Origin of the sequence: Pseudomonas sp. 43mfcvi1.1 (assembly GCF_900115935.1) — a bacterium.
Taxonomy (GTDB): Bacteria; Pseudomonadota; Gammaproteobacteria; order Pseudomonadales; family Pseudomonadaceae; genus Aquipseudomonas; species Aquipseudomonas bijieensis.
Genome location: NZ_UETT01000003.1, coordinates 26234 through 44709 on the forward strand (window position 1 = coordinate 26234; position 18476 = coordinate 44709).

Consider the following 18476-nt stretch of genomic DNA (forward strand, 5'->3'; position numbering starts at 1 on the left):
CAACACAAGGAAATCGAATGGATCTGGTACTCGACCTGCTGGCCACCGTGTCCCGCTGGAGCCGCAGCAACCTGTCGGAAATCTCCCTGGCATTGGTAGGCTGCCTGCTGGTGCTGTTTGGTGCCGACATCAAGGGCTGGGTCGAACAACGCCTGGGCAGCATCGCCGGCGCCTTGCGCGTTCCACTGATCGCCCTGCTGTGCATGATCGGCAGCGGCGCGGCACTGATCTACGCCACGCCATGGGTCGTCCGAGGTTTGAGCCAGTTCAACAACTACAGCCTGGCGCCGGTGTTGTTGGTGGTGCTGGTGTTGATTGGTGTCGTGGCGGATCGGCGCTGACCCCACAGACACCAGAAAACAAATGTGGGAGCGGGCTTCTGTGGGAGCAAAGCTTGCTCGCGATGCAGGCAACTCGGGGTTGAAGTGGGTACCGAGGTGCTGCTATCGCTGGCAAGCCTTGCTCCCACAAAGCCTTGCTCCCACAGTTTTTACCGCGTGATGCTTACGCCACCTTCTCGAACTTCAAATCCCAAACCCCATGCCCAAGGCGTTCGCCACGGCGCTCGAACTTGGTGATCGGCCGTTCGGCCGGGCGTGGCACGCACTTGCCATCTTCGGCCAGGTTGCGGTAGCCCGGGGCGACATTCATCACTTCCAGCATGTATTCGGCATAGGGTTCCCAGTCGGTGGCCATGTGCAGCACACCGCCGACCTTCAACTTGCTGCGCACCAGTTCAGCGAACGATGCCTGGACGATACGACGCTTGTGATGGCGACTCTTGTGCCATGGGTCCGGGAAGAACAGCATCAGCCGATCGAGGCTGTTGTCAGCCACGCAGCGGTTGAGCACTTCGATGGCGTCGCAATCGTAGACCCGCAGGTTGGTCAACCCTTGAGTCAGCACGCCATTGAGCAGCGCACCGACGCCGGGACGGTGGACTTCCACACCAATGAAATCCTGTTCAGGCGAAGCTGCGGCCATTTCCAGCAACGAATGGCCCATGCCGAAGCCGATTTCCAGCGAGCGCGGGGCCGAGCGGCCGAAGACCTGGTCAAAATCCACCGGGGCATCGGCAAGCGGCAGGACAAACAGCGGCGCGCCCTGCTCCAGGCCGCGCTGCTGGCCCTCGGTCATGCGCCCGGCGCGCATCACAAAACTCTTGATGCGCCGGTGTTGGCGCTCTTCGCCTTCTTCCGGCAGGACCGGCGTGTCGTTCGATTCAGTCATCAATGGCTCTTACTTGATCAGACCATCCAGCGGCGAGGAGGCGCTGGCGTAGAGTTTTTTCGGCATGCGACCGGCCAGGTACGCCAGGCGCCCGGCGACAATCGCGTGTTTCATGGCTTCGGCCATCAGGATCGGTTGCTGGGCGTGGGCGATGGCGGAGTTCATCAGCACCGCTTCGCAACCCAGCTCCATGGCGATGGTGGCATCGGAAGCGGTACCGACACCGGCATCCACCAACACCGGGATCTTCGCTTCTTCAAGGATGATCTGCAGGTTGTACGGGTTGCAGATCCCCAGGCCCGTGCCGATCAGGCCGGCCAGCGGCATGACCGCGATACAGCCGATTTCCGCCAGTTGGCGGGCGATGATCGGGTCATCGCTGGTGTAGACCATCACGTCGAAACCTTCCTTGACCAGGGTTTCGGCGGCCTTGAGGGTCTCGATCACGTTGGGGAACAGGGTTTTCTGGTCCGCCAGCACTTCCAGTTTCACCAGGTTGTGGCCGTCGAGCAGCTCACGGGCCAGGCGACAGGTGCGCACGGCCTCGATGGCGTCGAAGCAACCGGCGGTGTTCGGCAGGATGGTGTAGCGATCCGGCGGCAGGATATCCAGCAGGTTCGGTTCGCCCGGGTTCTGGCCGATGTTGGTGCGGCGCACGGCGACGGTTACGATTTCGGCGCCCGAGGCCTCGATAGCCAGGCGGGTTTCTTCCATGTCACGGTATTTGCCGGTGCCTACCAGCAAGCGCGACTGGTAGGTACGACCGGCCAGGACGAAGGGCTTGTCGCTACGAACGATGCTCATGGGAAATCCTCTGTTGGGGTGAGGTTCTTGCGAAATGCTGCGAAACCGAAGCGACTAGCCGCCGCCGATGGCATGGACCACTTCGACCGAATCGCCATCGTTCAACGTGGTTTCGGCGTGCTGGCTGCGCGGGACGATATCCAGATTGAGCTCCACCGCGACGCGACGTCCGGCAAGTTCCAGACGGGTCAGCAGGGCCGCGACGGTCTCACCGTCGGGCAGATCAAGGGGTTCGCCGTTCAACTGAATGCGCATGCCGGATGCCGCCATCATTTTTAGGGGCTGGCATTCTAGCCCGATCAGTCTGGGTGACCCAAGCCATTCGTCATGAAATGGACTGCCCGGTCAGCCCAGCCGCCAGGCGGCAAGCCCCAGGCACAGCCAGCCGATCAGGAACGCCACGCCGCCAAACGGCGTGATGATGCCCAGCTTGCTGATGCCTGTGAGGGTCAACAGGTACAGGCTACCGGAGAACAACAGGATGCCCACCACAAAGGAAACCCCGGCCCAGGTGACGATGCGCCCGGGGATGTGCGTGGCCAGCAGCGCGACGCCCAGCAGGGCCAGGGTGTGCACCAGTTGATAGGTGACGCCCGTGTGGAAAATCGCCAGGTAATCGGCGCTCAGGCGATTTTTCAGGCCGTGGGCGGCAAACGCCCCCAGTGCCACGCCTGTGAAGCCGAAAAAAGCAGCCAGCATCAGAAAGCTACGCAGCATGAGAACTCCAATCAGACTCGGGGGACAGGGTCTGTATAATGGCCCGCTCGACGGGTTCGGCCAAGCCATCTCTATGCTGCGTTTATTGTTTCGACGATTCCTTAAAGCCCTGCTCTGGTTCGCCGTCGGCAGCGTTGTGCTCGTGCTGCTGTTTCGCGTGGTGCCGCCACCGTTCACCGCGCTGATGATCGAGCGCAAGGTCGAATCCTGGTTCGGTGGCGAACCGATTGACCTGCAACGCACCTGGCAGCCTTGGGACCGGATCTCCGATAGCCTGAAGGTCGCGGTGATTGCCGGTGAAGACCAGAAATTCCCCGAGCACTGGGGGTTCGACATCGGCGCGATCCAGGCCGCGTTCGCCCACAATGGGCGTGGCGGTTCGATTCGCGGTGCCAGCACCCTCAGCCAGCAAGTGTCCAAGAACCTGTTCCTGTGGTCGGGTCGCAGTTGGCTGCGCAAAGGGCTGGAGGCCTGGTTCACTGGGCTGATCGAAGTGTTCTGGCCCAAGCAGCGGATCCTCGAGGTGTATCTCAACAGCGTCGAGTGGGATGACGGTGTGTTCGGGGCCGAAGCGGCAGCACGACATCATTTTCGCGTAAGCGCCGACGCCTTGTCCCGGCAACAGGCAAGCCTGCTGGCGGCGGTATTGCCCAACCCGCGGGTGTGGAACGCCAGCCGGCCGAGCCCTTATGTACTGCGGCGCGCGAGCTGGATTCGCCAGCAGATGAGCCAGTTGGGGGGCGACAGCTATTTGCTGGAGCTCAATAATTCGCGGCGAGCGCCTTGGACCCAATAACCAAGACACTGGAGACCCCTTGTGGGAGCGAGCCTGCTCGCGATGACAATAGCTCATTCGACATCTTCATCGACCGAGCCAACGCAATCGCGAGCAGGCTCGCTCCCACAAGGAGACCTGCGTCGGGTCCGAGAGTGAGCACAAACAAAAACGCCCCAATCATCTCTGATCGGGGCGTTTTTTATGGCCGCTATCGCAGTCAGGCGGCGATCGACACCTTGAGCTTGTTCATCGCGCTTTTCTCAAGCTGGCGAATCCGCTCGGCCGATACGTTGTACTTCTGCGCCAGGTCGTGCAGCGTGGCTTTTTCCTCGGCCAGCCAACGCTGGTAAAGGATGTCGCGACTGCGTTCGTCCAGCACTTCCAGGGCTTCGTGCAGGTTGGTGTTGGAGTTGTCGCTCCAGTCGGCGTCTTCCAGTTGACGCGCCGGGTCGTACCGGTGGTCTTCCAGGTAGTTGGCCGGCGATTGGAAAGCGCTGTCGTCGTCCGCTTCGGCGGCCGGGTCGAAGGCCATGTCATGGCCGGTCAGGCGGCTTTCCATCTCGCGTACTTCCCGAGGCTCTACGCCCAGGCTTTCGGCTACACGGTGGACTTCTTCGTTGTTCAGCCAGGCCAGGCGTTTCTTCTGGCTGCGCAGGTTGAAGAACAGCTTGCGCTGGGCCTTGGTGGTCGCGACTTTCACGATGCGCCAGTTGCGCAGGATGAACTCGTGGATTTCCGCCTTGATCCAGTGCACGGCAAACGACACCAGGCGCACACCCATTTCCGGGTTGAAACGCTTGACCGCCTTCATCAGGCCAACGTTGCCTTCCTGGATCAGGTCGGCCTGGGCCAGCCCGTAGCCGGAATAGCTGCGGGCGATATGTACGACAAAACGCAGGTGGGCGAGCACCATCTGCCGAGCCGCCTCAAGATCCTGCTCATAATAGAGACTCTCGGCCAGTTCACGCTCCTGCTCGGGCGTCAGCAAAGGAATGCTGTTCACCGTGTGCACATAAGCCTCCAGGTTCGCACCCGGGACCAGAGCATAAGCAGGTTGCAAAGAAGTGGTCATACGAAAAAACCTCCGACTCACATAACTCGTGCAGTTCAGCACTGCGAAAATTGACCGGGAACCATAGGACAAGTTCCCACAAAAACTGAAAGGTCAATACGCGCAAAAAACCTATTTTGGCGCAAGCTCACGCAAGTGGCGTGCTACCGCAATCCATGCACCGATATAACCCAACAGCACCGCGCCAAGCAAGAGCGACAGACCGTCGGCGACTGGCACTCCGGCCAGCGAAAAATCACTGCCGTACAAACCGGCCAGCCCCACTACCGCGTCATTCAGCCAATCCAGGCCGAACGCCAATACACCCCAGGACAGAATCCCGGCACCGAAGCCATACAACGCGCCCATATAAAGGAAGGGCCTGCGTACATAACTGTCCGTACCGCCGACGAGTTTAATCACTTCTATCTCGGTGCGGCGGTTTTCAATATGAAGACGAATGGTATTGCCTATCACCAAAAGTAATGCAGAAACCAGCAGCACCGTCAGACCGAAGACAAACCGGTCGCCGAGCTTGAGGATCGCCGCAAGACGCTCGACCCAGACTAGATCAAGTTGCGCCTGTTGTACCTTCGGCAACTCGGAAAGTCTTTGTCTTAATGCTTCAAGAGTCGACTTGTCGACCTCGTTCGGCGTCACCAGCACCACGCCCGGCAGCGGGTTCTCCGGCAGTTCCTTGAGGGCTTCGCCCAGGCCGGACTGCTGCTGGAATTCTTCAAGCGCCTGTTCGCGTCCGATGTATTCGGCATCGGCCACGCCCGGCATGGCCTTGATCTGCTCACGCAACGCCTGGCCTTCGCCGGGACTCGCGTCCATCTGCAGGTACAGGGAAATCTGCGCCGCACGCTGCCAGGAACCGCCCAGGCGCTCCACATTACTGAGCAATAATGACAGGCCCATGGGCAGGCTCAGGGCCACCGCCATCACCATGCAGGTAAAGAAGCTGCCAATGGGCTGCTTGCCCAGGCGCCGCAGGCTGTCCAGCAGGCTGGCGCGATGGCTTTCGATCCAGGCGCGCAGCAGCGTGGCGAAGTCCGGGCCGTCGTCATCGTCGCGTTTTTTCTTCTGCGGCTGCGGATCGGAAGCTTTCGGGGCTACGCGTTCGGCCACTTTCGGGCTGCGAGTCGCACTCATACGCCAGCCTCCCCGTCACCGATCAATCGACCGCGCTGCAAGGTAAGCATGCGGTGACGCATGCGCGCGATCAACGCCAGGTCGTGACTGGCGATCAGCACACTGGTGCCCAGGCGGTTGATGTCTTCGAATACGCCCATGATCTCCGCCGCCAGGCGCGGGTCGAGGTTACCGGTGGGTTCGTCCGCCAGCAGCAAGGCCGGCCGATGGACGATGGCGCGGGCGATGCCTACGCGCTGTTGCTGGCCGGTGGACAGGTCGCCCGGGTACAGGTCGGTCTTGTCCGACAGGGCCACACGCTCCAGGGCCGAGTCCACGCGCTTGATGATCTCGGCCTTGGACAGGCCCAGGATCTGCAATGGCAACGCCACGTTGTTGAACACGGTGCGATCGAACAGCAACTGGTGATTCTGGAATACCACGCCGATCTGCCGGCGCAGGTAGGGAATCTGGGCATTGCTGATGGTGCTCAGGTCCTGGCCGGCCAGCAGCAGTTTGCCGGTGGAGGGCCGCTCCATCGCCAGCAGCAGGCGCAGCAAGGTGCTTTTACCGGCGCCGGAATGGCCGGTGACAAACAGAAACTCGCCGCGACGGACCCGAAAGCTCAGCTCATGCAAGCCGACGTGACCGTTCGGATAGCGTTTACCGACCTGTTCGAAACGAATCATGAATGCTCCCGCTCGGCAAACAGCGCCTGGACAAAGGGCTCGGCTTCAAAAGTGCGCAAATCGTCGATGCCTTCACCCACGCCAATGTAGCGAATTGGCAGGCCAAACTGCTTGGCCAGGGCGAAAATGACCCCGCCCTTGGCGGTGCCGTCGAGTTTGGTCAGGGCCAGCCCGGTCAGTTCGACAGTCTGGTTGAACTGCTTGGCCTGGTTGATGGCGTTCTGGCCGGTACCGGCGTCCAGCACCAGCAACACTTCGTGGGGTGCGTCGGCGTCGAGCTTGCCGATCACCCGGCGAACCTTCTTCAGTTCTTCCATCAGGTTGTCTTTGGTGTGCAGGCGACCGGCCGTGTCGGCGATCAGCACATCGATGCCACGGGCCTTGGCCGCTTGCACGGCGTCGAAGATCACCGAAGCGGAGTCGGCGCCGGTGTGCTGGGCGATCACCGGGATCTTGTTGCGTTCGCCCCACACTTGCAGCTGTTCGACCGCGGCGGCGCGGAAGGTGTCGCCGGCGGCGAGCATGACTTTCTTGCCTTCGAGCTGCAGCTTCTTGGCCAGTTTGCCGATGGTGGTGGTCTTGCCGGCACCGTTGACGCCGACGACCAGGATCACGAACGGCTTGTTCTGCGAGGCAATCACCAGCGGCTTTTCCACCGGTTGGAGCAGGCTGGTCAGCTCACCTTGCAGGGACTTATACAGCGCATCGGCGTCGGTCAGCTGTTTACGCGCGACCTTCTGGGTCAGGCTCTGGATGATCACCGAGGTGGCCTCGACACCGACATCGGCGGTCAGCAGGCGGGTCTCGATGTCTTCGAGCAATTCGTCATCGATGACTTTCTTGCCCAGGAACAGGCTGGCCATGCCTTCGCCGATGCTGGCGCTGGTCTTGGACAGGCCCTGCTTGAGACGGGCGAAGAAGCCAACCTTGCTTTCCTCGGCAGCACGGACGGGCTCGGCTGGAGCAGGCGGTTGCGGCTCAGGCGCAGCGGGCGTAACCACAGGCACAATGGCTGCGACCGTCGGCTCGACGACTGGCGCCTCGACAGCCTGTGTCGGGGCCGGAATCGGCGGGGTGACGTGGGGGGCCTGCGCGTCTTCGACCAGCGCAACCGGCTCTTCGGCCACTGGCAAGGTCAGCCAGGGGGTGTGCCCGGCAGGCGGGGTGAGCGGCTGTTCGGTCACCGGTTCAGGCGCGAGTTCAGGTTCAGGCTCGACCGGTTGCAGCACCGGCTCGGCAATCGGCAGGACAATGGGCGCGGCCTCTTCGGCCACTGCCTCGGCGGCGGGCTCAGCCAGCGCTTGTGGCTGCTCGACGACGGTTTCCTGCGGCTTCTTGCGCAGCCATCCGAACAGGCCTTTTTTCTCGCCAGCCTCAGCTGGGGTCTTCTTGTCGTCGTTGGAACCAAACATGGAGGACGGCTATCTCACGGTAGCGACGCGCCACGAAGGCGCCTCGGTGATAAATATTCAATGCTGAACAGACTGCGTTTCATCCAGCTTGTTCACGCGCAACATTTTGTCGAAGCGTCCCGAGGACACCTCAAAGTCGATTTTTTCGAAGGACTGGTACGGCATCATCGGCGAAAACGCCGGGATCAACAGGCAATCCCGAGGCTTCTCCGAGGAACCCAAACAGCCAGGGGTCGATAAAAGACCCGATAGGCGTGGCCGCCAGTAAAACGGATCAGTATCCTAGCACCTCCTCGCCCGCTGAGGCTAAGGCCAAGCGGGCAACCCAACAGGTTTAAACACGAATGAATGCTCTTGCCCGCCGCGCCGCAGGCCTGCTGCTCAGCACAGTTTGTCTGCCCTTTTCAGCCTTGGCTGCCGACCCACAACCCACCCATGAATTCACCCTCGACAACGGCCTGAAGGTCGTCGTGCGCGAAGACCATCGCGCGCCGGTGGTGGTGTCCCAGGTCTGGTACAAGGTTGGTTCCAGCTACGAAACGCCAGGCCAGACCGGTTTGTCCCACGCCCTCGAGCACATGATGTTCAAGGGCAGTGAAAAAGTCGGCCCCGGTGAAGCGTCGCTGATCCTGCGCGACCTCGGTGCCGAAGAGAACGCCTTCACCAGCGATGACTTCACCGCCTACTACCAGGTGCTGGCCCGCGATCGCCTGGGCGTGGCCTTCGAACTGGAAGCCGACCGCATGGCCAACCTGCGCCTGCCGCCGGAGGAGTTCAGCCGCGAGATCGAGGTAATCAAGGAAGAGCGCCGCATGCGCACCGACGACAAACCCATGTCCAAGGCCTACGAACGCTTCAAGGCCATGGCCTACCCGGCCAGCGGCTATCACACGCCGACCATCGGCTGGATGGCCGACCTGGACCGGATGACCGTCGAGGAGCTGCGCCACTGGTACGAATCCTGGTACACCCCGAACAACGCGACCCTGGTGGTGGTCGGCGACGTGACGCCAGACGAGGTCAAGTCCCTGGCCCAGCGTTATTTCGGCCCGATCGCCCGGCGCGCGGTGCCAGTGGCGAAAATCCCCCTGGAGCTGGCCGAACCCGGCGAGCGCCAGATCACCTTGCATGTGCAGACCCAACTCCCCAGCGTGATGCTGGCCTTCAATGTACCGAGCATCGCCACCGCGAAAGACAAGGGTTCGGTCAACGCACTGCGGCTGATCTCGGCCCTGTTGGACGGCGGTTACAGCGGCCGCATCCCGACCCAACTGGAGCGCGGCGAAGAGCTGGTGTCCGGCGGCTCGTCAAGCTACGACGCCTTCACCCGCGGCGACTCGCTGTTCACGTTGTCGGCGACGCCCAACACGCAGAAAAACAAAACCCTCGCCCAGGCCGAAGCGGGCCTGTGGCGCTTGCTCGAGCAGTTGAAAACCACTGCCCCGACCGCCGACGAACTGGAACGCGTGCGCGCCCAGGTCATCGCTGGCCTGGTGTATGAACGCGACTCGATCACCAGCCAGGCCACCGCCATTGGCCAGTTGGAGACCGTCGGCCTGTCCTGGAAGCTGATGGACAGCGAACTCGCCGAACTGCAAAGCGTGACCCCACAAGACATCCAGAAGGCAGCCCAGTTGTATTTCACCCGCTCGCGCCTGAGCGTTGCGCATGTCCTGCCCGAGGAGAAAGCTCATGAGTGAGCGTCAATCATCGCGCCGGGTGCTGATCGGCCTGGTATCGATCGCCCTGGTCGGCGCGCTGGCCTTTTACCTGTCGCCTTCGAGCAGTTCCAACGCCAGCCAGGCATTGGACAAGGCCAAGTCCGGCAACAAACTGCAATCTTTGCTCGAACTGAACGACAAGGCGCCCAGTCGGCGCCAGCTCGATGTGCAAACCTGGAAAACCGCTGACGGCGCCAAGGTGCTGTTCGTCGAAGCCCGGGAGCTGCCAATGTTCGACCTGCGCCTGACCTTCGCCGCCGGCAGCAGCCAGGACGGCGACGCCCCCGGCCTCGCGCTGCTGACCAACGCCATGCTCAACGAAGGCGTGGCCGGCAAGGACGTCAGTGCCATTGCCCAAGGCTTCGAAAGCCTCGGCGCGGACTTCGGCAACGGCGCCTACCGGGACATGGCCGTGGCATCCCTGCGCAGCCTCAGCGCAGCCGACAAGCGTGAACCGGCGCTGAAGCTGTTCGCCGAAGTCGTCGGCAAGCCAACCTTCCCCGCCGACTCCTTCGCCCGAATCAAGAACCAGATGCTCGACGGTTTCGAATACCAGAAGCAGAACCCGGGCAAACTGGCCGGCCTGGAACTGATGAAGCGCCTGTATGGCGAGCATCCTTATGCCCACTCCAGCGATGGCACCGCCGACAGCATTCCCCCGATCACCCTGGCCCAGGCCCGGGCGTTCCACGCCAAGGCCTATGCCGCCGGCAACGCCGTGATTGCGCTGGTGGGGGATTTGTCCCGTGCCGAAGCCGAAACAGTGGCCAGCCAGGTCTCCGCCGCACTGCCCAAAGGCCCGGCCCTGGCGAAAACCCCGCCACCGGTGGAGCCGAAGGCGAGCATCGGCCACATCGAATTCCCGTCCAAGCAGACCAACCTGATGCTCGCACAGTTAGGCATCGACCGCGACGACCCGGACTATGCCGCAGTGTCCCTGGGCAACCAGATCCTCGGCGGCGGTGGTTTCGGCACGCGGCTGATGACCGAGGTGCGGGAAAAGCGCGGCCTGACCTACGGCGTGTACTCCGGTTTCACGGCGATGCAGGCCCGCGGCCCGTTCATGATCAACCTGCAGACCCGTGCCGAAATGAGCGAAGGCACCTTGAAACTGGTGCAGGACGTATTCGCCGACTACCTCAAGAACGGTCCCACCCAAAAAGAACTCGATGACGCCAAGCGTGAGTTGGCGGGCAGCTTCCCGCTGTCCACCGCCAGCAATGCCGACATCGTCGGCCAGCTCGGAGCCATGGGTTTCTATGATTTGCCGCTGAGCTACCTGGAAGACTTCATGCGCCAGTCCCAGGAACTGACGGTCGAGCAGGTCAAGGCCGCACTGAACAAGCACCTGAGCACCGACAAGATGGTCATCGTCACCGCTGGCCCGAGCGTGCCGCAAAAGCCGCTGCCGCCCCCCACTGACAAACCTGCCGAGCAGCCGCTCGGGGTTCCGGAGCACTAATGGCCCGTCCATCGAATTCAAGCAAGAAACCCGTGCACAACGGTGTGAACCAGTTGCGCATCATCGGCGGCGAATGGCGCAGCCGGCGCCTGAGTTTCCCGGACGCCCCGGGCCTGCGCCCCACTCCCGACCGCGTGCGGGAAACCCTGTTCAACTGGCTCGCCCCCTATGTGGCCGGTGCCCGGGTGCTCGACCCGTTCGCTGGCAGCGGCGCGCTGTTTCTCGAAGCGCTGTCCCGTGGCGCCGCCATGGGCCAGGCGCTGGACGCCAGCAACCTGGCAGTCTCCAGCCTGAAAGAACACCTGGGCACCCTGCGCTGTACCGTAGGCCAGGTGCAGACCGCCGACGCACTGTGCTACCTGGACAGCCAGCCGGCGACGCCTTTCGACCTGGTGTTCCTGGACCCACCGTTCAACCAGAATCTGTTGCCGACGGTCTGCACCCTGCTCGAGGAACGTCAGTGGCTGGCCGACGATGCCTGGGTCTACACTGAAAGCGAGACTGCCCCGTCCACCCTGGGCTTGCCGGGCAATTGGCGCTTGCATCGCGAGCAGAAATCCGGACGGGTGTATTACGCGTTGTGGCAGCGTTTGGCAAAGGACATTGGCTGAACGGCTGACCAGTGCATCGAGAACAAGAATGATGTCCGCCGCATCCGAACGTTTCGTCCCCGCCCCGGGCCTTGGCAACCCGCACCTGCAAACCCTGTGGGGCCCGTTATGGCGCAAGACCACTCACATCGATCGCCAACGCGAGCGCCTGTGGCTGGAAGACGGTGATTTCCTCGACCTCGACTGGCACGGCCCCCACAGCGCCGAGGCACCACTGGTGCTGGTGCTGCACGGGCTGACCGGCTCTTCCAACTCACCTTACGTGGCCGGGTTGCAACAGGCCCTTGGCCGCCAGGGCTGGGCCAGTGCGGCCTTGAACTGGCGTGGCTGCTCGGGCGAACCGAACCTGCTGCCCCGCAGCTACCACTCGGGCGTCAGCGAAGACCTGGCCGCCGCCATCGCCCATTTGCGCACCCGACGGCCCTTGGCACCACTGTTTGCCGTGGGTTATTCATTGGGCGGCAATGTGTTGCTCAAGCACCTGGGGGAAACCGGCCGCGACAGCCAGTTGCAAGGAGCAGTGGCGGTCTCGGTACCGTTTCGCCTGGACCAGTGCGCCGATCGCATCGGCCAGGGATTTTCCAAGTTCTACCAGGCGCATTTCATGCGGCAGTTGGTGGCCTATGTGCGCAGCAAGCAACGCCAGTTCCAGCACGACGGACGCCACGAAGGCCTGGCGACCCTGGCGGCGCTTGGCCCGCTGGAGAACATGCGCACGTTCTGGGATTTTGACGGCCGAGTGACGGCGCCGCTGCACGGGTTCTCCGATGCGGCGGACTACTACCGTCGCGCCTCCAGCCGTTATTTCATGGCGGGGATCAGCACGCCGACCCTGGTCATCCAGGCCGCCGACGATCCTTTTGTATTCCCCCACAGCCTGCCCGAACCGGACGAGTTATCCGCCTCGACCCGGCTCGAACTTCACGCCCAGGGCGGGCATGTTGGGTTTGTCGACGGGACCCTGCGGCGCCCGGCGTACTACCTGGAGCGGCGGATTCCCGATTGGCTGGCCAGCCTGGGGCGTGGCTGACCATGGCAAGATTTACAGCCCAAACAAATCCCTTGTGGGAGCGAGCTCGCTCGCGATAGCAGTGGATCAGCGGCATTGATGTTGACTGATCCACCGCATCGCGAGCAGGCTCGCTCCCACAATTTTTTCCGGGGTGTTCGCGAAATGGGTGTTCACCAAGAATCCCCAGTGGGAGCGAGCCTGCTCGCGATAGCGGTGGATCAGCGACATTGAGGTTGACTGACATACCGTCATCGCGAGCAGGCTCGCTCCCACAGGGGTTTGGGGTGTGAGCTTATTCGCCCGTCGCCACGCCCCGCTGGGGATCGTTGATCCATTCACTCCACGAGCCAGCGTACAGTTTCCCCAAGGGATACCCTGCCAGGCACAAGGCAAACAGGTTATGACACGCCGTCACGCCGGAGCCGCAATAGGCCACCAGCTCGGTGGGCGAGCGCTCACCCAGTTTTTCGGCGAAGCGCTGCTTGAGCTGGTCGGCCGGCAAGAAGCGGCCATCGGCGCCCAGGTTGTCGGTGAACGCAGCGCACTGGGCGCCCGGGATATGTCCAGCCACCGGGTCGATCGGCTCGACTTCACCTTTGAAACGCGGCAGCGCCCGGGCATCGAGCAGGGTCATTTCCGATTGGCCGAGGCGTTGTTGCAGTGCTTGGGCACTGAGTAGCAGGCTCGCATCCGGCGCACCGCTGAGATTCCCGCGATGGTTCTGCGGCGGATCCAGGCTCAAAGGCAAGCCGGCGGCGTGCCAGGCCTTGAGCCCGCCATCGAGGATGTACACGCCATCGCGCTTGCCCAGCCACACCAGCAACCACCAGGCCCGCGCGGCATAGGCACCGGGACCGTCGTCATACAGCACGACATCGCTATCGTTATCGATCCCCCAGGCCTTGAATCGCTCTATCAAGGCCCCGGGCTCCGGCAGCGGATGACGCCCGGTCACGCCTTTGGTCACCGACCCGCTCAGGTCGCGCTCAAGGTCCGCGAACGACGCACCGGCAATGTGCCCCTCGGCATAACTGCGCTGACCGTAATCCGGGTCTTCCAGGGCAAAACGGCAATCGAGGATGACCAGCCCGGGCTGTGATCGCCGCTGTTCGAGGGCTTGAGGACTGATGAGTTGCGCAATGGGCATGGTGAACTCCTGTGGCTAAGTCGGGATCGGTCCTACTGCCCTTCCTCCAGGGTCTGGGCCAGGGGGACGTAGAATTCTTTGAACAGCGCATCCACCGCGTCGCGCGCCTGGTCGGTCACGAAACCGGCTTCCAGCACCAGGACCTGATAGACGCCGCGCTTGATGGCCTGCTCACTCAGGTGGCTGAAATTTTCCCGCGTGGTGCACAGAAACCGCACCCAGGACGTGAGGATGATCCAGGCATTGAGGGTCAGGGACTCGATCTGCACCCGGTCCATCTTCAGGATGCCGGCGGCAACGAAGCCTTCATAGATAGCGGTGCCGTGGATCAGGCTGCGCTGGGAAAACCGTCGATAGCGCGCCGCGAGGTCCGGATCACTGTCGAGCAAATGCTCCAGGTCCCGGTGCAGGAAACGATAGCGCCACATGGCCGACAGCAGCTCCTGCAGGTAGAAACGCTTGTCCTCCACCGTGGCCGCACGGCCCTGGGGCGGGCGCAGGAAACTGTCCACCAGGTTCTCGTATTCACTGAACAACACGGCAATGATCGCCTGCTTGTTGGGGAAGTGGTAGTAGAGGTTGCCTGGGGACATGTCCATGTGGGCGGCGATGTGGTTGGTGCTGACGCTGCGCTCGCCCTGCTGGTTGAACAGCTCGAGGCTGTTTTGCACGATGCGCTCGCTGGTTTTCATTCGTGGGGCCATGGTTTGGGCTTTAATTCGACGAAGGCATTGATCGGCATCTTACGACCTATCGGTCACAGGAAAAACCCACAGCCGTCACGGATGCCATTGACTTTCTAGAGTATAAGCTCTAGAAAACACCCACTCTAATAATATCCGGTGCCCGACGATGCCCGCCGACATTGCCTACCTGCACGAGTCTCAACAACAACTGGACGAGCTGCGGTCGCTCTTCGATGCCCAGCGCCAGGCCTATGCCGCCCATCCGATGCCACCGGCCGAACAGCGCCGACAATGGCTCAAGGCTTTGCGCGAGGTGTTGAGCAACGAACGCCAAGCCTTGATCGATGCCATCAGCCAGGATTTCAGCCACCGCAGCGCCGACGAAACACTGCTGGCCGAGCTGATGCCGAGCCTGCATGGCATCCATTACGCCAGCCGGCATCTCCGGGGTTGGATGAAGCCCTCCCGGCGCAAGGTCGGCATGGCCTTCCAACCGGCGTCAGCCAAGGTGGTGTATCAGCCGTTGGGTGTGGTCGGGGTCATCGTGCCGTGGAACTACCCGCTATTCCTGGCCATCGGGCCGCTGGTAGGGGCGTTGGCGGCGGGCAACCGGGTGATGCTCAAGCTCAGCGAGTCGACACCGGCGACCGGCCTGCTGCTCAAGCAATTGCTGGCCCGGGTGTTCCCCCAGGACCTGGTATGCGTGGTGCTTGGCGAGGCCGAGATCGGCATGGCGTTTTCCAAGCTGCCCTTCGACCACCTGTTGTTCACCGGTGCCACCAGCATCGGTAAGCATGTCATGCGCGCCGCTGCCGAAAACCTGACCCCGGTCACCCTCGAGCTGGGTGGGAAATCGCCGGCCATCGTGTCGGTCGATGTACCTCTCAAGGACGCCGCCGAACGCATCGCCTTCGGCAAGACCCTGAATGCCGGGCAAACCTGTGTCGCCCCGGATTACGTGCTGGTGCCACAGAGCCGCGTCGGCGAATTCGTCGAGGCCTATCGCAAGGCGGTTCGCGGGTTTTATCCGACCCTGACGGACAACCCGGACTACACCGCAATCATCAACGAACGACAGCTGGCGCGGCTCAACGGATACATCAGCGACGCCACCAGCAAGGGCGCGCTGCTGATCGAGCTGTTCGAGCAAGGCCAAGGGCGGCGCATGGCCCACAGTCTGTTGCTCAACGTCAGCGACGACATGACCGTGATGCAGGATGAAATCTTCGGCCCGCTGCTGCCCATCGTGCCCTATGAACATCTGGACCAGGCGTTCGCCTACATCAATCAGCGACCTCGCCCGCTGGCGCTCTATTACTTCGGCTACAACAAGGCCGAACAGCATCGCGTGCTCCACGAAACCCATTCCGGCGGTGTCTGCCTGAACGACACGCTGCTGCACGTCGCCCAGGACGACATGCCGTTCGGCGGCATCGGCCCCTCGGGAATGGGGCATTACCACGGGCATGAGGGCTTCCTGACCTTCAGCAAGGCCAAGGGTGTGCTGACCAAGCAGCGATTCAACGCGGCGAAGCTGATTTATCCACCCTACGGCAAGCCTTTGCAGAAACTGATCCAGAAGCTGTTTGTCCGCTGACGCGTCTCTTCCCGGGTAATAACAATAATGAACCCAAGCCTCATCGATACACCCACGCTGTCACGACGCGGCCTGCTGAAATTCAGCCTCGGCGCCAGCGCCTTCCTGACCACTGTCGGCCTGGGCGCCAGCCTGAGCGGTTGTTCGCCAAGCCAACCGGCCAACGGCCTGACGGTCCTGCGCGACAGCGACCTGCCATTTTTACGCAGCATCATCCCCGTGCTGCTGGACGGCGCAGTGGCCGTCGGACAAATCCCAACCGCCACTGACGCGACCCTGCGAAGCCTGGACAGCGGCCTGGCTCACTTGTCCCCCGCGATGCTCAAGCTCACGCACCAGCTGTTCGACGTGCTCACGCTGGGCATCACCCGCGGGCCACTGACCGGGGTCTGGGTTTCGTGGGAAAACGCCAGCAGCGACGCCATCCGCCAGTTCCTCGGGCGGTGGGAAAACAGTTCGCTGGACCTGCTGCGCCAAGGCCACAGTTCGTTGCTGCAACTGGTAATGATGGCCTGGTACAGCCGCCCCGAGGCCTGGGCGCATTGCGGGTATCCAGGGCCGCCAACGGTTTAACAGTCACATCCAAACCCTGTGGGAGCGAGCCTGCTCGCGATTGCGGTGTGTCAGTCAATACAGACGCAACTGATCCGACGCCATCGCGAGCAGGCTCGCTCCCACAGGGATCTTCATCGCTAAACTTATAACAATAAGAGGCCCCAAACATGTCCGTCCCCGATCCCTTCCGCGAAGGCCTGGCCCGTGGCTGGACCACCTACAACGGCGCGCAGTTGACCCAGGACCTGAGCCTGGAAGCGGACGTGGCAATCGTCGGTAGCGGTGCCGGTGGCGGCACCACGGCGGAAATCCTCAGCGCCGCCGGCTACCGGGTATTGCTGATCGAGGAAGGTCCACTCAAGACCAGCCATGACTTCAAGCTGCTCGAAGACCAGGCCTATGGCAGCCTGTATCAGGAAGGCCTCGGGCGCATGAGCAAGGACGGTGCTATCACCATTCTCCAGGGCCGTGCCGTCGGTGGCACGACGCTGATCAATTGGACCTCCAGCTTCCGCACGCCCGACCAGACCCTCGACCACTGGGCTGCCGAGCACAACGTCAAGGGCCACGGCCCCGCCGAGATGGCGCCCTGGTTCGAGCAGATGGAACAACGCCTGGGCGTGGCACCGTGGCTCGTTCCGCCCAACGCCAACAACGACGTGATCCGCAAAGGCTGTGAACAATTGGGCTACGCCTGGCACGTTATCCCACGCAACGTACGCGGTTGCTGGAACCTGGGCTATTGCGGCATGGGCTGCCCGACCAACGCCAAGCAGTCGATGCTGGTCACCACCATCCCGGCCACGCTGGACAAGGGTGGCGCGCTGCTTTACCTGGCGCGAGCCGAGCGCCTGACGATCAAAAACGATGCCGTCATCGGCCTCGAGTGCCAAGCCATGGACGAACGTTGCGTAGCACCGACCGGGCGGCGCATCACCGTCAAGGCGCGGCATTACGTGCTGGCGGGCGGCGGCATCAACAGCCCGGGCCTGCTGTTGCGCTCCGATGCGCCGGACCCGCATGAACGCTTGGGCAAGCGCACGTTCCTGCACTTAGTGAACATGTCCGCCGGGCAATTCGACGAGGTCATCAACCCGTTCTACGGTGCGCCGCAATCGATTTATTCGGATCATTTCCAATGGCAGGACGGAACCACCGGCAAAATGTCCTACAAGCTCGAAGTCCCGCCCTTGCACCCGGCCCTCGCCGCCACACTATTGGGCGGTTACGGCCCCGAGAACGCCTTGCACATGTCCCGGCTGCCCCATACCCACGCCATGCTGGCGCTGTTGCGCGACGGTTTTCATCCGGATAGCCCAGGCGGCAGCGTCGAGTTGCGCAGCGATGGCACGCCGGTGCTCGACTACTCCGTTTCACCGTATGCCTGGGATGGCTTGCGTCGGGCCTTCCATAGCATGGCCGAGATCCAGTTTGCCGGCGGCGCCAAGACCGTCATGCCCTTGCACAGCGATGCTCGCTACGTAAAGACCCTGGCCGAAGCCCGCACGCTGATCGACGGGCTCGACCTGGCCTTGTACCGCACGCGCCTGGGCAGTGCCCACGTGATGGGTGGCTGCGCCATGGGTGAAGACCCGAAAAGCGCCGTCGCCGACAGCCTGGGCCGCCATCACCAACTGGCCAACCTGTCGATCCATGACGGCTCGTTGTTCCCCACCAGCATCGGCGCCAACCCACAATTATCGGTGTACGGGCTGACCGCGCAATTGGCGACGGCCCTGGCCGAACGCCTGAAAAACCCATGACTATCCGGATTATTCGCAGCGTCTATAGTGCTTTCTTACGCAACAGCCGACTTGGCCGACCGAGAAGGCTGCGATACCATCCGACTCCCCAACGGACTCCCGCCAGG

19 protein-coding genes are annotated in these 18476 nt (G+C 62.5%); 9 read left to right on the plus strand and 10 right to left on the minus strand.

Annotated elements, in window-relative coordinates:
* The first annotated feature begins 17 nt into the window (after nucleotides 1-17).
* Nucleotides 18-341, plus strand: coding sequence for a DUF3392 domain-containing protein (locus DTP52_RS06145; protein WP_003177482.1), 324 nt, complete (start codon nucleotides 18-20; stop codon nucleotides 339-341).
* Between the two features lie 163 nt (nucleotides 342-504).
* Here the strand turns inward: DTP52_RS06145 and trmB are convergent, their stop codons facing one another.
* The 4 genes from trmB to DTP52_RS06170 all read right to left on the minus strand — a co-directional run bounded on the left by trmB (nucleotide 505) and on the right by DTP52_RS06170 (nucleotide 2751).
* Entirely contained in the window at nucleotides 505-1230 is a 726-nt protein-coding gene (gene trmB / locus DTP52_RS06155) for a tRNA (guanosine(46)-N7)-methyltransferase TrmB (RefSeq protein ID WP_014340682.1), read from the minus strand.
* Between the two features lie 9 nt (nucleotides 1231-1239).
* Entirely contained in the window at nucleotides 1240-2034 is a 795-nt protein-coding gene (locus DTP52_RS06160) for a thiazole synthase (RefSeq protein WP_003177480.1), read from the minus strand.
* A gap of 54 nt (nucleotides 2035-2088) precedes the next feature.
* Nucleotides 2089-2289 (minus strand): sulfur carrier protein ThiS, encoded by a 201-nt coding sequence (thiS, locus tag DTP52_RS06165; RefSeq protein WP_162893874.1) that lies wholly within the window; start codon nucleotides 2287-2289, stop codon nucleotides 2089-2091.
* Between the two features lie 90 nt (nucleotides 2290-2379).
* Nucleotides 2380-2751: a DUF423 domain-containing protein gene (locus DTP52_RS06170; protein WP_109752415.1), complete on the minus strand. Its 372-nt coding sequence runs from the start codon at nucleotides 2749-2751 to the stop codon at nucleotides 2380-2382.
* Nucleotides 2752-2824: 73 nt separating this feature from the next.
* Between DTP52_RS06170 and mtgA the strand changes: the two genes are divergently transcribed.
* Nucleotides 2825-3547: a monofunctional biosynthetic peptidoglycan transglycosylase gene (mtgA, locus tag DTP52_RS06175; RefSeq protein WP_109752416.1), complete on the plus strand. Its 723-nt coding sequence runs from the start codon at nucleotides 2825-2827 to the stop codon at nucleotides 3545-3547.
* Nucleotides 3548-3746: 199 nt separating this feature from the next.
* Here the strand turns inward: mtgA and rpoH are convergent, their stop codons facing one another.
* The 4 genes from rpoH to ftsY form a co-directional block, all read right to left on the minus strand.
* Nucleotides 3747-4601, minus strand: coding sequence for an RNA polymerase sigma factor RpoH (rpoH, locus tag DTP52_RS06180; RefSeq protein WP_003177476.1), 855 nt, complete (start codon nucleotides 4599-4601; stop codon nucleotides 3747-3749).
* Nucleotides 4602-4712: 111 nt separating this feature from the next.
* Nucleotides 4713-5735: a permease-like cell division protein FtsX gene (gene ftsX / locus DTP52_RS06185; protein ID WP_109752418.1), complete on the minus strand. Its 1023-nt coding sequence runs from the start codon at nucleotides 5733-5735 to the stop codon at nucleotides 4713-4715.
* Nucleotides 5732-6403 carry a cell division ATP-binding protein FtsE gene (gene ftsE / locus DTP52_RS06190; protein ID WP_003177474.1) on the minus strand — a complete coding sequence of 224 codons (672 nt, stop codon included), beginning with the start codon at nucleotides 6401-6403 and terminating at the stop codon, nucleotides 5732-5734. The genes ftsX and ftsE overlap by 4 nt, the downstream gene beginning before the upstream one ends.
* Nucleotides 6400-7815, minus strand: coding sequence for a signal recognition particle-docking protein FtsY (gene ftsY / locus DTP52_RS06195; RefSeq protein WP_109752420.1), 1416 nt, complete (start codon nucleotides 7813-7815; stop codon nucleotides 6400-6402). Before ftsY ends, ftsE begins: the two co-directional genes overlap by 4 nt.
* A 344-nt stretch (nucleotides 7816-8159) precedes the next feature.
* Between ftsY and DTP52_RS06205 the strand changes: the two genes are divergently transcribed.
* From DTP52_RS06205 to DTP52_RS06220, 4 genes are read left to right on the plus strand one after another with little or no spacing between them, the layout of a single operon-like run.
* Entirely contained in the window at nucleotides 8160-9515 is a 1356-nt protein-coding gene (locus DTP52_RS06205) for a pitrilysin family protein (RefSeq protein WP_109752422.1), read from the plus strand.
* A complete protein-coding gene (locus tag DTP52_RS06210) occupies nucleotides 9508-10998 on the plus strand; it encodes a pitrilysin family protein (protein WP_109752424.1) in 1491 nt (496 codons plus the stop codon). Before DTP52_RS06205 ends, DTP52_RS06210 begins: the two co-directional genes overlap by 8 nt.
* Nucleotides 10998-11609 carry a 16S rRNA (guanine(966)-N(2))-methyltransferase RsmD gene (gene rsmD, locus DTP52_RS06215; protein WP_109752426.1) on the plus strand — a complete coding sequence of 204 codons (612 nt, stop codon included), beginning with the start codon at nucleotides 10998-11000 and terminating at the stop codon, nucleotides 11607-11609. The genes DTP52_RS06210 and rsmD overlap by 1 nt, the downstream gene beginning before the upstream one ends.
* 31 nt (nucleotides 11610-11640) lie before the next feature.
* Entirely contained in the window at nucleotides 11641-12639 is a 999-nt protein-coding gene (locus tag DTP52_RS06220; RefSeq protein ID WP_109752949.1) for a hydrolase, read from the plus strand.
* 274 nt (nucleotides 12640-12913) lie between these two features.
* On the opposite strand, the gene DTP52_RS06225 is transcribed toward DTP52_RS06220, so the two are convergent.
* Nucleotides 12914-13768 carry a sulfurtransferase gene (locus DTP52_RS06225; RefSeq protein ID WP_109752428.1) on the minus strand — a complete coding sequence of 285 codons (855 nt, stop codon included), beginning with the start codon at nucleotides 13766-13768 and terminating at the stop codon, nucleotides 12914-12916.
* A 32-nt stretch (nucleotides 13769-13800) separates the two neighbouring features.
* Nucleotides 13801-14472 (minus strand): TetR/AcrR family transcriptional regulator, encoded by a 672-nt coding sequence (locus tag DTP52_RS06230; RefSeq protein ID WP_109752430.1) that lies wholly within the window; start codon nucleotides 14470-14472, stop codon nucleotides 13801-13803.
* Between the two features lie 148 nt (nucleotides 14473-14620).
* Here DTP52_RS06230 and DTP52_RS06235 point away from each other — a divergent pair, with 148 nt between their 5' ends.
* The 3 genes from DTP52_RS06235 to DTP52_RS06245 all read left to right on the plus strand — a co-directional run bounded on the left by DTP52_RS06235 (nucleotide 14621) and on the right by DTP52_RS06245 (nucleotide 18369).
* Nucleotides 14621-16051, plus strand: coding sequence for a coniferyl aldehyde dehydrogenase (locus tag DTP52_RS06235; protein WP_109752432.1), 1431 nt, complete (start codon nucleotides 14621-14623; stop codon nucleotides 16049-16051).
* A gap of 27 nt (nucleotides 16052-16078) precedes the next feature.
* Nucleotides 16079-16624, plus strand: coding sequence for a twin-arginine translocation pathway signal protein (locus DTP52_RS06240; protein ID WP_109752434.1), 546 nt, complete (start codon nucleotides 16079-16081; stop codon nucleotides 16622-16624).
* A 149-nt stretch (nucleotides 16625-16773) separates the two neighbouring features.
* Nucleotides 16774-18369, plus strand: coding sequence for a GMC family oxidoreductase (locus DTP52_RS06245; RefSeq protein ID WP_109752436.1), 1596 nt, complete (start codon nucleotides 16774-16776; stop codon nucleotides 18367-18369).
* Nucleotides 18370-18476 lie beyond the last annotated feature (107 nt).

Coding starts and splice junctions, on each gene's coding strand:
- ftsE (WP_003177474.1), bottom strand. CDS start 6,403: ATGATTCGTTTCGAACAGGTCGGTAAACGCTATCCGAACGGTCACGTC.
- mtgA (WP_109752416.1), top strand. CDS start 2,825: ATGCTGCGTTTATTGTTTCGACGATTCCTTAAAGCCCTGCTCTGGTTC.
- trmB (WP_014340682.1), bottom strand. CDS start 1,230: ATGACTGAATCGAACGACACGCCGGTCCTGCCGGAAGAAGGCGAAGAG.
- DTP52_RS06240 (WP_109752434.1), top strand. CDS start 16,079: ATGAACCCAAGCCTCATCGATACACCCACGCTGTCACGACGCGGCCTG.
- DTP52_RS06225 (WP_109752428.1), bottom strand. CDS start 13,768: ATGCCCATTGCGCAACTCATCAGTCCTCAAGCCCTCGAACAGCGGCGA.
- DTP52_RS06235 (WP_109752432.1), top strand. CDS start 14,621: ATGCCCGCCGACATTGCCTACCTGCACGAGTCTCAACAACAACTGGAC.
- ftsY (WP_109752420.1), bottom strand. CDS start 7,815: ATGTTTGGTTCCAACGACGACAAGAAGACCCCAGCTGAGGCTGGCGAG.
- DTP52_RS06170 (WP_109752415.1), bottom strand. CDS start 2,751: ATGCTGCGTAGCTTTCTGATGCTGGCTGCTTTTTTCGGCTTCACAGGC.
- DTP52_RS06210 (WP_109752424.1), top strand. CDS start 9,508: ATGAGTGAGCGTCAATCATCGCGCCGGGTGCTGATCGGCCTGGTATCG.
- DTP52_RS06205 (WP_109752422.1), top strand. CDS start 8,160: ATGAATGCTCTTGCCCGCCGCGCCGCAGGCCTGCTGCTCAGCACAGTT.
- DTP52_RS06160 (WP_003177480.1), bottom strand. CDS start 2,034: ATGAGCATCGTTCGTAGCGACAAGCCCTTCGTCCTGGCCGGTCGTACC.
- DTP52_RS06230 (WP_109752430.1), bottom strand. CDS start 14,472: ATGGCCCCACGAATGAAAACCAGCGAGCGCATCGTGCAAAACAGCCTC.
- DTP52_RS06220 (WP_109752949.1), top strand. CDS start 11,641: ATGTCCGCCGCATCCGAACGTTTCGTCCCCGCCCCGGGCCTTGGCAAC.
- rpoH (WP_003177476.1), bottom strand. CDS start 4,601: ATGACCACTTCTTTGCAACCTGCTTATGCTCTGGTCCCGGGTGCGAAC.
- rsmD (WP_109752426.1), top strand. CDS start 10,998: ATGGCCCGTCCATCGAATTCAAGCAAGAAACCCGTGCACAACGGTGTG.
- thiS (WP_162893874.1), bottom strand. CDS start 2,289: ATGCGCATTCAGTTGAACGGCGAACCCCTTGATCTGCCCGACGGTGAG.
- DTP52_RS06145 (WP_003177482.1), top strand. CDS start 18: ATGGATCTGGTACTCGACCTGCTGGCCACCGTGTCCCGCTGGAGCCGC.
- DTP52_RS06245 (WP_109752436.1), top strand. CDS start 16,774: ATGTCCGTCCCCGATCCCTTCCGCGAAGGCCTGGCCCGTGGCTGGACC.
- ftsX (WP_109752418.1), bottom strand. CDS start 5,735: ATGAGTGCGACTCGCAGCCCGAAAGTGGCCGAACGCGTAGCCCCGAAA.